This is a genomic window from Ancylobacter dichloromethanicus, assembly GCF_018390645.1.
Lineage (GTDB): Bacteria > Pseudomonadota > Alphaproteobacteria > Rhizobiales > Xanthobacteraceae > Ancylobacter > Ancylobacter dichloromethanicus.
The window spans coordinates 122735-136886 of record NZ_JAHBGC010000004.1 but is presented as its reverse complement, the minus strand read 5'-3'; the positions used below and the strand labels follow the sequence as shown (position 1 = coordinate 136886).

Below are 14152 nucleotides of genomic sequence, written 5' to 3'. Positions count from 1 at the left end.
GACATGGCGATCTACCTGCAGATCATCTCCAACGGCCTGATGCTCGGCGCGCTCTATGCGTGCCTGGCGGTCGGCTTCTCGCTGGTCTGGGGCGTGTTGAACGTCATCAACATGCTCCACGGCTCCTTCATCATCCTCGGCGGCTATCTCACCTTCTTCGCCTGGCATCTCTACGGCATTCATCCCGTGGTGATGCTGCCGATCGTGGCGGCACTGATGTTCGCGCTCGGCTTCGCGCTGCAGAAGCTGGTGATCAACCGGGTGGTCAGCGCCCCCGTCCTCACCACGCTGACGCTGACCTTCGGCCTCGACATGATCCTCTACAACGCGATGACCTACTGGTTCACCGCGACCCCGCGCCGGATCACGCTGGATCTCGGTGCCGTCGATCTGGGCTCCGTCGTGCTGCCGGTGGACCGGCTCATCGGCACCGCCCTCGCCCTTGTCCTCACGCTGTTGCTCTATGGCGTGATGCGCGGCTCCTCCATCGGCCGGGCCATCGTCGCCGTGCGCATGGACCGCTCGGCGGCCGAACTGATGGGCATCCGCACCGACCGCATCTACGCCATCACCTTCGGCATCGGCGCGCTGATGGCGGGGGTGGCGGGCGTGGTGTTCGCCACCGTGTTTCCCATCACCACCAACGTCACCGGCATCTGGCTCGGCAAGGCGTTCGTGGTGTGCGTGGTGGGCGGCCTCGGCTCGGTGCCCGGCGCGCTGGTCGGAGGGCTGGTGCTGGGGCTGGTCGAGAGCTTCGCAGGCCACTGGTTCGGCCCGCAGCAGGCGATCACCGCCGGCTTCGTGCTGATGCTGGTGCTGCTCGTCACCCGGCCCACCGGCCTGATCGGCGTGAGGGGGTACGAATGAGATCCGGCTTTCCGCTCTACGCGGCGATGATCGCCGGCCTGCTGGTGCTCGCCACCACGCCGCTCTATGCCGACAATTACGTGGTGCGCACCGCCGCCATCGTCGCCATGTATGGCGCGCTGGCGACCTCGTGGAACTTCATCGGCGGCTTCACCGGCTACCCCTCCTTCTCCACCGCCGCCTTCTTCGGCCTCGGCGCCTATGTCGGCGCGATCTGCCAGCGCCACGGCATTCCGATGGGCCTCGCCTGGGCGATCGCGACCGTCGTGGTCGCCGCCTTCGCCGCGCTGCTCGGCGGCATCATCCTGCGGCTGCGCGGCCACTACTTCGCCATCGGCTCCATTGCCGTGGTCGAGCTGTGCCGGCTGGTGATTTCCTCCTGGTCGAGCCTGACCGGCGGCGGCGATGGGCTGAACCTGCCGCTGATGCCCTGGCCGCCGGAACAGCTGATGCGCTTCTTCCTGTTCGTGATGCTCGCCATCCTGCTCGCCAGCCTCATCGCCACGATCTTCGTCGACCGCTCGCGGCTCGGCTTCGGCCTGCGCTGCATCCACCAGAACGAGGATGCCGCCGCCATGGTCGGCATCAACACCACCGCCTACAAGATCGCCGCCTACACGCTCTCGGCCATGTTCTGCGCCACCGCCGGCGCCGCCTATGCCTCGTGGACCGGCTATATCGACCCGACAGATTCGTTCCAGATCGTCATGACCGTGAAGGTCGTGGTGATGGCGCTGCTCGGCGGGGCCGGCACCATTCTCGGGCCGGCGCTCGGGGCGGCGGCGTTCGTGCTGCTGGAAGAACTGTTCTGGGCCAATTTCCTTGACTGGAACCGCGCCATTCTCGGCGTCGTCATCGTGCTGCTGATCTTCTTCCTGCCCGGCGGGCTGCTCAGCCTCGGCGTGCTACGGCGCCTGCGCGCGGCCAAGGTGGGGGGCGGCAAATGATCGAGCCGATCCTGCGCCTCGATGGCGTCTCCAAGCAGTTCGGCGGGCTCAGCGCGCTCACCGATGTGTCCTTCTCGCTCAATGAGGGCGAGGTGGTCGGGCTGATCGGACCGAACGGAGCGGGCAAGACCACGCTGGTCAATGTGGTCACCGGCAATCTGCGCCGCTCCTCCGGCCGCATCCTGTTCAGGAGCGAGGATGTGGGGCTGCAGAAGCCCTATCAGGCCGCCCGCCGGGGGCTGGCCCGCACCTTCCAGATCGTCCAGCCGTTCCCGGCGATGACGGTGCTGGAGAACGTCACCGCCGGCGCGCTGTTCGGCGGCGGTGCCGGCTCGCTCGGCGATGCGCGCGACATGGCGATGGAAAGCCTCGCATTCGTCGGTCTCGACGCGCTGGCCGACCGGCCCGCCGCCAATCTCGCCCTCGCCGCCCGCAAGCGGCTGGAACTGGCCAAGAGCCTCGCCATGAACCCGAGGGTGCTGATGCTCGACGAGGTCAATGCCGGGCTCAACTCGTCCGAGATCGACGGCGCGCTCGACCTGATCCGCCGGATCGCCGATCGCGGCGTCACCGTGCTGATCATCGAGCACCTGATGAAGGTCGTCCTTTCCCTGTCGAAGCGCCTGCTGGTGCTGCATCACGGCCAGCTCATCGCCGACGGGCCGAGCGCGGAGATCGTCGCCGACGAGCGGGTGATCGAGGCCTATCTCGGCGCCAAGTTCGCCGCCCGGCTGAAGGAACTCAACCATGGCTGAGCCGCTGCTGGCGCTGGATGGCGTGACCTCCGGCTATGGGCAGATCCAGGTGCTGTGGGGCATGGACCTCGTGGTCCATCCCGGCGAGATCGTCGCCCTGGTCGGCTCCAACGGCGCCGGCAAGAGCACGCTGCTGCGCACCATCTCGGGCCAACTCGCCCCCCGGGCGGGGACGATCCGTTTCAATGGCGCCTCCATCGGCGGCGCCCGGCCCGATGTCGTGCTCAAGGCCGGCCTCGCCCATGTGCCGGAGGGCCGCCGCCTGTTCCGCGGCCTGACCGTGCGCGACAATCTGATGCTCGGCGCCTATCTGCGCACCGACCGCGAGGCGATCGCGCGCGACCTCGACTGGGTGTTCGAACTGTTCCCGATCCTGCGCGACCGCCAGCGCCAGGATGCCACCACGCTCTCCGGTGGCGAGCAGCAGATGTGCGCGGTGGGGCGCGGAATCATGTCCCGCCCGCGCCTTCTCATGATCGACGAACTCTCGCTCGGCCTCTCCCCGCGCATGGTGGAGCATCTGGGCGAGGCATTGCTGGCGTTGAACAGGGCCGGCCAGACCATCCTGCTGGTCGAGCAGGACGTGATGACCGCCTTCGAGCTCTCGCACCGCGCCTACATCGTGGAAAACGGACGCGTCGCCCGCTTCGGCGCTTCCGCGGAACTGGCGCGCGACCCAACGGTCAGCGAGGCTTACCTGTCGATTTAATCGCGGTTATATAAGAATAATTTGCATGAATGGTTCTATCATTAGTATCATCAGTCGCCATTGAGTGGATGACCATCGCCCGACTCTCCGCAGGAACCGCATGAACCCGTTCGAGCTGCCCTCCGCCGTCGCCGACGCCCCGACCTACCAGCGCAACGTCGCGCATCTGCGGGCGCGGGGGATCGTGCTGCCGCGCTTTTCCGAACTGGCGGCGCCCGACACGCTGCCGGCCGGCGCCCGCGCCATGGCGGCGACGGCCGACAGCAACGCCCCGGACGCGCGCAACCTGTTCGGCCTGCACTGGTTCAACGCGGCGGCCACGCTCGCGGGCAAGGCGGTGCCGGCGCATATCGAGCTGCCGAGTGCGGTCACCGGCGTGCCGGCGCGCATCGTGGTGATGCTCGGCCGGCATTTTCCGATGATCCATGCCCACAAGGTGCTGGCGGCCTATGCCTGCCTTGCCCCGCGCCTCGTCACCGGCATGTTCGATCCCACCCGTCACCGCGCCGTATGGCCTTCCACCGGCAATTACTGCCGCGGCGGCGTCGCCATCTCGCGCATTCTCGGCTGCCATGGCGTGGCGGTGCTGCCGGGCGGGATGAGCGCCGAACGCTTCAACTGGCTGGAGCAATGGGTCACCGACCCCGCCGACATCGTGCGCACGCCGGGCACGGAATCGAACGTCAAGGAAATCTACGACGCCTGCGCGCAGATGGCGAAGGACGAGAGCAACTTCATCCTCAACCAGTTCTCCGAATTCCCCAACTACCTCGCCCACTATGCCATCACCGGCGCCGCCGCCGGGGCGCTGTTCGAGGGGCTGAGCGCGGGCGCGCCCGGGGTTCGTCTCGCCGCCTTCGTGGCAGGCACCGGCTCGGCCGGCACGCTCGGCGCCGGCGACCATCTCAAGGAGACCTACGGCGCCCGCATCGTCGCCATGGAGCCGGTCGAATGCCCGACCCTGCTCTATAACGGCTTCGGCGAGCACAACATCCAGGGCATCGGCGACAAGCACGTCCCGCTCATCCACAATGTCACCAACACCGACATCGTCGCCGGCGTCTCCGATGCAGCCTCGGACGATCTCGCCTTGCTGTTCGGCACGCCGGCCGGCCGGGCCTATCTCGCCGAGCGGCGCGGGGTGGACGCGGCGACGCTGGACGGGCTCGCCTCGCTGGGCCTGTCGGGCATCGGCAATGTGCTGGCGGCGATCAAGACCGCCCGCCGGCTCGACCTCGATGCCGACGACCTCGTCCTCACCGTCGCCACCGACGGCGCCGCGCTCTATGCCAGCGAGCGCGCCCAGCACCTGGCGCGCAAGGGCGGCAGCTTCGACCAGGTGAGCGCCGGCGAAGCCTTCGGCCAGCACCTGCTCGGTGCCGGTGCCGACCATGTGCTGGAACTCGACCACCGCGACCGCCAGCGCGTGTTCAACCTCGGCTACTACACCTGGGTCGAACAGCAGGGCATCAGCGTCGAGGATTTCGAGCGGCGCCGCCACCAGAGATTCTGGCGCGGGCTGCGCGAGCATCTGGCCGTCTTCGACGAACTCATCGCCCGCATGAACCGCGACATCGGCATCGCGCAGGCGGCGTAGGAGAGACATGTGACGATCCCCTCCTATCTCGAACTGCGCCGCAAGACCCGCGAGCGCGACCGCAGCCTGCGCGACAAGGTGATGTCGCTGGAAGAGGCGGCGGCGCTGGTGGCGGATGGCGACAGCCTCGCCATTGGTGGCTGCACCGCCTCGCGCACACCGATGGCGATGATCTGGGCGCTGATCCGCGCCGGCAGGCGCGACCTCGAAGTCTCGCGCTCCATCGTCTCCACCGAGGGCGACCTGCTCTACGCCTCGGGCGTCTCCCGCCACATCATCACAAGCTGGTTCAGCCAGGGCATCGTGTGGGGCGTGTCCAAGGTGATGCGGGCCTATACCGAGACCAGGCGCGCCCGCTTCGAGGAGTGGAGCCACATGGCGATGGGCCTGCGCTACCGCGCCGGAGCCATGGGCGTGCCCTTCATGCCGATGCGCTCCATGCTCGGCTCGGGCGTGCTGGACCGCACCGAGGGCGCCAAGGCGATGGAATGCCCGTTCACCGGCGAGACGCTGCTGCTGGTGCCGGCGCTGAACCCGGAAGTCGCGATCATCCATGTCCAGCGCTGCGACGCCTATGGCAACGCCCAGATCGACGGGCTGACCTTCATGGACATCGACATGGCGATGGCCGCCAACAAGGTCATCCTCACCACCGAGCGCATCGTCTCCAACGAGCAGATCCGCCGGCATCCGGACCAGACCAAGATCGGCTTCTTCACCGTGGATGCCGTGGTCGAGGTCCCCTTCGGCAGCGCGCCGCATGAATGCTACGGCCTCTACGAGCCGTTCTACAGCCACATGGACCTTTACGCGCAGATGACCTCGAAGGACCCCGACATGGGGGCACAGGCCTATCTCGACCGCTTCTATCACGAGCCGAAGAACTGGGCCGACTATCTCGGCCGCATCGGCATGGCGGAACTGCTCGACGCCCAGCGCCGCGGGAGTGGCATCTATGACGACTGAACGCGCGCGGATCAGCCTTTCCGTCGCCCCGGCCTATACCGGCTCGGAACTGCTCGCGGTGATGAGCGCGCGCCTGCTCAAGGACGGGCAGACCGTGTTCGCCGGCGTCGGCATCCCGCTGCTGGCCGCCATCCTCGCCCAGAAGACCCACGCGCCGGGCCTCACCATCCTGTTCGAGGGCGGGGTGATCGGGCCGTTCGTGGAGGCGGGCAAGCTGCCGCCTTCCACCAATGAACAGCGCTGCTCGCGCCGCGCCAACATGCTGGTGTCGATCACCGAGGTGCTGCTGCTGCTGCAGCGCGGCTATGTCGATGTCGGCTTCATGGGCGGGGCGCAGATCGACCGTTTCGGCAATCTGAACTCCTCCTTCATCGGCGATGCCGAGAATCCGAAGATCCGCCTGCCCGGCACCGGCGGGGGCAACGACATCGCCTCGCTGGCCGACATGATCGTCGCCATGAAGCACGAGAAACGGCGCTTCGTGGAGAAGGTGGACTTCATCACCTCGCCCGGCTTCATCGACGGTGGCGACACGCGGGCACAGGCCGGCCTGCCCGCCGGCGGCATGTTCCGGGTGGTGACCGATCTCGGCATTCTCGGCTTCGCGGCGGAAAGCCGCGCCATGACGGTGCTGGCGCTCCACCCCGGGGTGTCGGCGGCGGACATCAAGGCCAATACCGGCTTCGACCTGCCCGTGCCCGACGATGTCGAGGTGACGCCCGCCCCAACCTTGGGCGAACTCGCCATCCTGCGCGAACTCGACCCCGAACAGCTCTACACGGCCTGATCGGCCGTCATCGGCAAGCGTGGAGACGATCATGAATGTGCCGGCCTTCGGCGTGGCGATGCGCAACTTCACCCGTTTTCCGGAGCTGCCGGACGCGGGCGCGCTGATCGACTATGGCGTGCGGATGGAGGAACTCGGCTTCGAGTCGCTGTGGGTGTGGGACCACATATTACTCGGCACCGACCCGCATTTCCCGATCCTCGATTCGCTTTCCCTGCTCACCGCGGTCGCCGCGCGCACCAAGACGATCAAGATCGGCACCGGGGTGCTGGTGCTGCCGCTGCGCAATCCGGTCATTCTGGCGAAGCAGCTCTCCACCATCGACCTGATCTCCAATGGTCGCCTCATGCTTGGCGCGGCGGTCGGCTGGTACAAGCGCGAATTCGACGCCGTCGGCATCCCCTATGAGCGTCGCGGCAGGATCATGGACCGTAACCTCGACATTCTGAAGCGGCTGTGGACCGAGGATTCCGTCAGCGGCGAATGGGACGAGTTGGACCTGCGCAAGGCGGTGATGTTCCCCAAGCCGGTGCAGAAGCCGCACCCGCCCATCCTCATCGGCGGCTATGTCGATGTCGTGCTCAAGCGCGCCGCCACCCGGGGCGACGGCTGGCTGACCTACTTCTATACTCCCGAGGCCTACAACGAATCCTGGGCCAAGATCTCCGCCTATGCCGAAGAAGCCGGACGCGACCCGGCCGATCTCTACAGCCTCAACCAGTTGCCGATCTATGTCGGCCCGCGCGAGGTCGGCATGGCGAAGATGACCGAATGGCTGAATGCCGAATGGGACCTGTCCAAGGGCTCGCTCTCCACCTTCGACAGCGCCATTGTCGGCACCCCGGCCGAGTGCGCCGAACAGATCGCCGCGCATATTGCGACGGGCGTGAAGAAGATCGTCTTCGTGCCGTGGCGCTACGAGAAGGAGCAGGTCGACCTGCTGGCCCACGAGGTGCTGCCGCTGCTGCGGAAGTGAAGGGCGACACTGCGAGCCGTACTCAGGCGTTTACGACGAATCGAGGCGCCGCTCGACTCGCTTTTCCCTCCTGATACGGTGCGCCATCCAGGAACTGCCAACCGTCCAGGAGACGCTACCGTGAAGATGTCTGCGATCGCGGCACTGACGCTCATCGGCGTCACGACCGCCGCCTGCGTGACGGCGACCCAGCAGAAGGAGAACATGCTCTCCGCCGCCGGTTTCCAGATCCGCCTCGCCGATACACCGGCAAAGATCGCCTCGCTGCAGAGCTTGCCGCCGCATAAGTTCACCGTTCAGAATCAGAACGGCCAGCCGGTGTTTCTCTATGCCGACCCGACGGTGTGCGGCTGCATCTATTACGGCACGCAGGACAATTTCGCGGCCTATCAGCAGATGGTGTTCCAGCAGCAGCTCGCCAGCGAACAGCAGATGACCGCCATGATGAACCAGCAGATGGCGTTCGACTACGGTCCGTGGGGCGGCCCCTTCATCCCCTACTGATCCCGCCCACGGCCTCGCGGACCGCTTAGCCCCGCCGCACGGCAAGACTTCCTATGCGCGCGAACTTTCCGGCCGCCGGCTCGACGCGCGGGCTCAGCGCCTCGGCGGCATAGGAGCGCTGCTTCTGCCGCGAGGGCGCGTCCCCGTAGAGCGTGGTGCGCTGGCGGGCAAGCCGGCCCGCGGCGCGGATCGCCGCCTCCATCCGGTCGGGAGCGAATTCCTGCCCATGCGTGCCGCCGGCGGCGCGGCTGATCGATTCGTCCATCAGCGTACCGCCAATATCATTGGCACCCGCCTTCAGCGCGTCGACGAGACCGCCCTCGCCCAGCTTCACCCAGGAGGCCTGAACGTTGGGAATCAGCGGATGCAGCGCCAGCCGGCCCACCGCGTGCATCAGCAGCGCCTCGCGCCGGCTCGGTCCCTGCCGGGTGCCGCCCTTCAGATAGAGCGGCGCTTCCATGTGCAGGAAGGGCAGCGGCACGAATTCGGTGATGCCGCCGGTCTCGCCCTGCAGCCGGCGCAGGCGCAGCAGGTGCCGCGCCCAGTGCGCGTAGCCGTCGACATGGCCGAACATGATGGTCGAGGTGGTCCTCAGGCCGGCGCGGTGCGCATCGCCGATCGTCTCCAGCCATTCCCGGGTGGTCAGCTTGTCCGGGCAGATGAGGGCGCGCACCTCGTCGTCGAGAATTTCCGCCGCCGTGCCGGGCAGCGTGCCGAGCCCGGCGTCTTTCAGGCGGAGCAGAAATTCGGGCACCGGAATGCGAAGCGTCGCCGCGCCGTGGCGCACTTCCAGCGCCGAGAAGGCATGGACGTGCATCTCCGGCACGGTCTGCTTCACCGCGCGGAGGATGGTGAGATAGGTCTCGCCGGAGAAATCCGGGTGGATGCCGCCCTGCATGCACACTTCGGTCGCGCCACGCTCCCAGGCCTCGCGGGTGCGGCGCTGGATCTCGGCAAGGTCGAGTTCATAGGCCCGGCCGCGCAGATGCGCGTTCTGCCGGCCCTTGGAGAAGGCGCAGAAGCCGCAGCGATAGGCGCAGACATTGGTGTAGTTGATGTTGCGGGTGACGACATAGGAGACGGTGTCGCCCACCGTCTCGCGGCGCAGCGAATCCGCCGCCTCGAAGACGCGCCGCGCCCTGTCGCCGCGTGCCTCGAACAGATGGACGATATCCGCCTCACCCAACGCCCGGCCGGAGAAGGCGCTCTCCAGCACCGCATCCAGCGCGCTGTCCGGCCCGGGCAGCGCCGGCGCGGCCGGCCAGTCGACCACGGCCGTGCGATCTTCCATCGTCCCGACCCGCCAGCCGCTCTCATGGGCAAGGCCGGCCGCGTCGGCCCGGCGCAGCACGAGCGGGGCAACCTTCGCGTCGAGCCATGTCGCACGGTCGGCGATATAGGTGGGATAGGCGGCGAGCCGGGGCGCCAGCACCTTGCCGGCGCGGGCGGTCGCCGCCCCCAGCACGGCCAGCGCCGGCCACGGCGCTTCCGGGTTCACATGGTCGGGCGTCACCGGCGAGACCCCGCCCCAATCGTTGATGCCGGCCTCGATCAGCGCCTTCAGCCCCTCCGGCCGGAGATTGGGCGGGGCCTGAAGGGAGATTCCGGGGCCGAGGACGAGCCGCGCGACGGCGACGGTCCACAGATGCTCCTCCAGCGAGGGCTCGGGTGCCTTCGCCATGCGGGTGCCGGCCTTGGCGCGGAAATTTTGGATGATGACTTCCTGCACATGGCCGTGCCGCTCATGCGCCGCCCGGATGGCGAGCAGCGCCTCGATCCGTTCGCGCCGCGTCTCGCCGATGCCGATCAGCAGGCCGGTGGTGAAGGGCACCCGCGCCCGGCCCGCCGCCTCCAGCGTGGCGAGGCGCGCCGCCGGCAGCTTGTCCGGCGAACCGAAATGCGGGCCACCGCGCGCCGAGAGCCGCCCGGCGGTGGTCTCGATCATCAACCCCTGCGACGCCGACACCTCGCGCAGGCGGACAAGATCGGCCTCGTCCATCACCCCGGCATTGAGGTGCGGCAGCAGCCCCGTCTCCTCCAGCACCAGCGCGGCCATGGCGCGCAGATAGGACAGCGTGCTGTCGTGGCCGAGCGCCGCCAGTTCCTCCCGCGCCACCGCGTAGCGAAGCTCCGGCTTGTCGCCGAGGGTGAACAGCGCCTCGTCGCAGCCCATGCGCGCGCCGGCGCGGGCGATTTCCAGCACCTCGTCGGGCGTGAGGAAGGCGCGCTGTCCCTTGCGGGGCGGATGGGCGAAGGTGCAGTAGTGGCAGACGTCCCGGCAGAGCTGGGTCAGCGGAATGAACACTTTTCGCGAGACGGTGACGGTGCCGCCGAAGGCGGCGTCGCGCCGCCGCGCGGCCCGCGCCATCAGCCCGCCGAGGGCGGCCGCCTCCGCGAGCGCGAGGGCGGCCTCGTCGTCGAGGCGCCCGCCCGCAGCAACGAACGCCCCGTCCCGCCCGTCCGCCATCGTTCAGCCCGCCATCATCTCAGGCAGGGTCACGAGTTCCACGCCGGCCGCGCGCAGCGCCTCGCAGCAGGCGGAAGCAACCGCGATGGCGCTCGGCTCGTCGCCATGCACGCAAAGCGAATCGAACTTCGTCGGCATCTTCTTGCCGTTCACCGAGATGATCTCGCCGTCGAGCACCATGCGCACGACGCGCTCCGAGGCGACTTTGGGGTCGCGGATCATCGCGTCCGCATGGGTGCGCGAGCGCAGATTGCCGTCATCCTCGTAGAGCCGGTCGATGAAGGCTTCGCGCGACAGCGGCACGCCGATATCGATCGCCGCCTTCTCCATCTCCGTCCCCGAGAGGGCGAGATAATAGAGCGAGGGATCGACCACCTTGATGGCGCGGGCGATGGCGCGCGCATAGGCGCTGTCCACCGCGCACATATTGTTCAGGGCCCCGTGCGGCTTCACATGGGTCACCTTCACGCCGGCATAGGCCGCCATGCCGGCGAGCGCGCCGAGCTGGTAGGCCACGAGATATTCGAGATCGTCGGCATTCATGCGGATCTGCCGGCGGCCGAAGCCCCAGATGTCGTTGAAGCCGGGATGGGCACCGACCGAGACGCCGTTCGCCTTTGCCTTGAGGCAGACGTCGCGCATGACCGTGGCATCGCCGGCATGCAGGCCGCAGGCGACATTGACGCTCTTGACGATCTTCAGGATCGCGTCGTCATTGCCGATATCGTAATGGCCGTAGCCCTCACCCATATCCGCGTTGACATTCATGCGCTTCGCCACGGCCAGCCTCCCGACACCCTAGGTTCCATTGACATTAACACATTATATAATCATGCATTTCAAGTCGAAACATACTAACATTAGTATGATTGCTGCAGGGCGGCAACGCACGGGGGCGAAATGGGGGCACGGATGGCCGGCGGGCAGGTGAGGATGCAGCGTATCGACGCCCGCGCGCGCTTCCTGCCGGTGGGAGACACCGCCTTCGCGGTCGAGTTCGGCACCCGCATCGACCCGGCGATCAACGCCCTCGTCCACCGCACCGCCGCGCTTCTGGCCGCGGCGCCGCCGGAAGGGCTGGTGGAGACCGTGCCGAGCTTCCGTTCGCTGCTGGTGCATTACGACCCGCGCCGCACCAGCGCGCAGGCGCTCCAGATGTTCATCGGCGCGCTGGAACTGGAGGACGCGGCGGGCGACGCCCCCGCGCGCGTCTGGCGTATTCCGGTGCTCTATGGCGGCGAGGCGGGGCCGGACCTCGCCGAGGTGGCCGCCGCCACCGGCCTGAGCGAGCCGGAGGTGATCGCCCTGCACGCCGGCACGCTGTATCGGGTCTATGTGCAGGGCTTCCTGCCCGGCTTCGCCTATCTCGGCGACCTGCCGGAGGCGCTCGACCTGCCGCGCCGCACCACTCCCCGGGTGCGCGTGCCGCCCGGCTCGGTCGCCATCGCCCAGCGCATGAGCGGCATCTACCCGGTGGAATCGCCCGGCGGCTGGCATCTGCTCGGCAACACGCCGTTGCGCTTCTTCGATCCGCTCTGGTCGCCGCCCACCCTGTTCGCGCCGGGAGACGGAGTGCGGTTCGTGCCGGTCGAAGCGGACGAGCATGCCGCCACCCGGGAGGCTGTCGCGCGCGGGAGCTACCGGGTGGAAACCGAGGGAACACCGGCATGAGCACGGTTCTTCACATGCTCCAGCCCGGCCCGCAGACCACCGTGCAGGATCTCGGCCGGCACGGCTTCCAGGCCTATGGCGTACCCGTCTGCGGCGCGCTGGACGGGACCGCGCTGCGGCTCGCCAATGCGCTGGTCGGCAATGAGGCCGGGCTGGCGGGACTTGAGGTTCGCCTTGCCGGCCCCACCTTCGAGGTGGCCGGCGGACCGGCGCGCCTCGCGCTGGCGGGAGCGCAGGCCGACATCGAGGTCATCGTCGCGGACGAGACGTCGCGCTATGGCGCCTGGCGCGCCATCGACGTGCCGGAGGGCGCACGGGTACGGATCGGCGCGCTCACGGGCTCGGGCGGCGCGATGCTGGCCTTTGCCGGCGGCCTCGCCGTGCCGGCCGTGCTCGGCTCGCGCGCCACCGACCTCAAAGGCCGCTTCGGCGGGCATGAAGGGCGGCCGCTGGCGCCCGGCGACCGCCTGCCGCTCGGCACGCGCGCCGTGCAGGGCCCGTGCCTCGAAATCCCCTCGCCGCCGCGGGCCGTCGGGGAGATCGTCTTGCGCGCGGTGCCCGGGCCGCAGGCCGACGCCTTCACCGACGAGGCGATGGCCGCCTTCTTCACCACGTCCTACCGCGTCTCGCGCGAGGCGGACCGCATGGGCATGCGGCTGGAAGGCCCGCCGCTCGCCTTCCGCGACGGCGCCGACATCGTCTCCGACGGCATCGCCACCGGCTCGATCCAGGTGCCGGGCTCGGGACTTCCCATCGTGCTGCTCGCCGACCACCAGACCATTGGCGGCTACGCCAAGATCGCCACGGTGATTTCCGCCGACCTGCCGCTCGCCGGCAGCCTGATGCCCGGTGCGCAGATCCGCTTCCGCGCCGTCACGGTCGCGGAGGGGGAAGACGCCTGCCGCGCGCGGGAGGCGGAGATCGCCCGCATCATCGCCTCGCTGGCGCCGGTGCGCGAGGGCGCCCGGATCGACGCGGCGGCGTTGTACGGCGCGAATTTGATCTCCGGCGTTGTCACGGCGCTGGAAAGCGGCTAACCCGCCCGGCGGCGAATAGGATTACATGATACCGAAGATAGAATGACTTCGCCGATTCTACCCTGACGAGATGCCGCCATGAAGGCGGCGCGATCGGACCGACAACCGCCCATGCTCAAGGATTCCCCGGCCGCGCCGGCCCAGCCCGACTACCGCCGCAGCCCGGTGCCGCGCTATCTGCAGATCGCCGGCGTCATCCGCCGCCGCATCGAGGATGGCGTGTGGGGGCCGAACGAGAAGATCTCCACGCTGCAGGAACTGGAAGCCGAGTTCCAGGTCGCCCGCGTCACCGTGCGGCAGGCGGTGGAGGTGCTGCAGGGCGAAGGGCTGGTGCGCCGCATCCAGGGCAAGGGTACCTTCGTATCCGCTTCCGTCGAAGACAAGCGCTGGCTCAAGCTCGACCTGAAATGGCACTCGCTGGCCGGCACCATCGGCGCCAACATCCCGCGCTTCCTGCCCGTCGCGACCCCGCCCGCCCCTCCGACCATCCGGCCGGAGGACGGCACGCCGGCGGCGCGCTACCGCTATCTCGAGAGCGTGCAGTCGCGGCGCGGCCAGCCCTATTCCTTCGCCCGGGTGCATTTCGACGATGCGCTCTACGCCCTTGCCCCGGCCCGTTTCGACCGCGAGCCCACGGTATCCGTTATCGCCTCGCTCGACGGGCTGACGGTGAAGCGCGCCCGACAGTCCTTCATCGTCGGCACGGTCGAACCGCGGGTGGCGAACCTGCTCGCCACCGGCATCGGGTTTCCCACCGTGGAGGCCCATCTGGTCATCACCGACGAGAACGATGTGGTGATCTATGTCGCCGACATCGTCTATCGCGGCGACTGCGTGCAGCTCGACATCGACCTGCTGGGCTGAACGGC

General features: G+C 68.4%; 14 protein-coding genes. 12 read left to right on the top strand and 2 right to left on the bottom strand.

What is annotated here, in order from left to right:
* Positions 1–3: 3 nt before the first annotated feature.
* The 9 genes from KHC23_RS00850 (at position 4) to KHC23_RS00810 (ending at position 8108) form a co-directional block, all read left to right on the top strand.
* Entirely contained in the window at positions 4–867 is an 864-nt protein-coding gene (locus KHC23_RS00850) for a branched-chain amino acid ABC transporter permease (protein ID WP_213368381.1), read from the top strand.
* Positions 864–1814 carry a branched-chain amino acid ABC transporter permease gene (locus KHC23_RS00845; protein WP_213368379.1) on the top strand — a complete coding sequence of 317 codons (951 nt, stop codon included), beginning with the start codon at positions 864–866 and terminating at the stop codon, positions 1812–1814. Before KHC23_RS00850 ends, KHC23_RS00845 begins: the two co-directional genes overlap by 4 nt.
* Positions 1811–2569 carry an ABC transporter ATP-binding protein gene (locus KHC23_RS00840; RefSeq protein ID WP_213368377.1) on the top strand — a complete coding sequence of 253 codons (759 nt, stop codon included), beginning with the start codon at positions 1811–1813 and terminating at the stop codon, positions 2567–2569. The genes KHC23_RS00845 and KHC23_RS00840 overlap by 4 nt, the downstream gene beginning before the upstream one ends.
* Positions 2562–3278, top strand: coding sequence for an ABC transporter ATP-binding protein (locus KHC23_RS00835; RefSeq protein ID WP_213368375.1), 717 nt, complete (start codon positions 2562–2564; stop codon positions 3276–3278). Before KHC23_RS00840 ends, KHC23_RS00835 begins: the two co-directional genes overlap by 8 nt.
* Positions 3279–3378: 100 nt before the next feature.
* The gene (locus KHC23_RS00830; RefSeq protein ID WP_213368373.1) at positions 3379–4875 is read left to right on the top strand and encodes a pyridoxal-phosphate dependent enzyme; all 1497 of its coding nucleotides are present in this window, start codon (positions 3379–3381) and stop codon (positions 4873–4875) included.
* 9 nt (positions 4876–4884) lie between these two features.
* The gene (locus tag KHC23_RS00825; RefSeq protein ID WP_213368372.1) at positions 4885–5841 is read left to right on the top strand and encodes a CoA transferase subunit A; all 957 of its coding nucleotides are present in this window, start codon (positions 4885–4887) and stop codon (positions 5839–5841) included.
* On the top strand, positions 5831–6628 hold the full coding sequence (locus KHC23_RS00820; RefSeq protein WP_213368370.1) for a CoA-transferase subunit beta: 798 nt from the start codon (positions 5831–5833) through the stop codon (positions 6626–6628). The genes KHC23_RS00825 and KHC23_RS00820 overlap by 11 nt, the downstream gene beginning before the upstream one ends.
* 31 nt (positions 6629–6659) lie before the next feature.
* Positions 6660–7604: an LLM class flavin-dependent oxidoreductase gene (locus tag KHC23_RS00815; protein WP_213368368.1), complete on the top strand. Its 945-nt coding sequence runs from the start codon at positions 6660–6662 to the stop codon at positions 7602–7604.
* 126 nt (positions 7605–7730) lie between these two features.
* Complete coding sequence (locus KHC23_RS00810; RefSeq protein WP_244517738.1) at positions 7731–8108, top strand: hypothetical protein; 378 nt, start codon at positions 7731–7733, stop codon at positions 8106–8108.
* A 25-nt stretch (positions 8109–8133) separates the two neighbouring features.
* Here the strand turns inward: KHC23_RS00810 and cofH are convergent, their stop codons facing one another.
* Together cofH and KHC23_RS00800 are read right to left on the bottom strand one after the other, a co-directional pair.
* Complete coding sequence (gene cofH, locus KHC23_RS00805) at positions 8134–10575, bottom strand: 5-amino-6-(D-ribitylamino)uracil--L-tyrosine 4-hydroxyphenyl transferase CofH (RefSeq protein ID WP_213368365.1); 2442 nt, start codon at positions 10573–10575, stop codon at positions 8134–8136.
* A 3-nt stretch (positions 10576–10578) separates the two neighbouring features.
* Positions 10579–11343: a LamB/YcsF family protein gene (locus tag KHC23_RS00800; RefSeq protein WP_213369061.1), complete on the bottom strand. Its 765-nt coding sequence runs from the start codon at positions 11341–11343 to the stop codon at positions 10579–10581.
* A gap of 165 nt (positions 11344–11508) precedes the next feature.
* Here KHC23_RS00800 and pxpB point away from each other — a divergent pair, with 165 nt between their 5' ends.
* The 3 genes from pxpB (at position 11509) to KHC23_RS00785 (ending at position 14147) form a co-directional block, all read left to right on the top strand.
* On the top strand, positions 11509–12246 hold the full coding sequence (pxpB, locus tag KHC23_RS00795; RefSeq protein WP_246543953.1) for a 5-oxoprolinase subunit PxpB: 738 nt from the start codon (positions 11509–11511) through the stop codon (positions 12244–12246).
* Positions 12243–13283, top strand: coding sequence for a 5-oxoprolinase subunit C family protein (locus KHC23_RS00790; RefSeq protein ID WP_213368363.1), 1041 nt, complete (start codon positions 12243–12245; stop codon positions 13281–13283). Before pxpB ends, KHC23_RS00790 begins: the two co-directional genes overlap by 4 nt.
* Before the next feature lie 111 nt (positions 13284–13394).
* On the top strand, positions 13395–14147 hold the full coding sequence (locus tag KHC23_RS00785; RefSeq protein WP_213368361.1) for a GntR family transcriptional regulator: 753 nt from the start codon (positions 13395–13397) through the stop codon (positions 14145–14147).
* Positions 14148–14152: the final 5 nt, after the last annotated feature.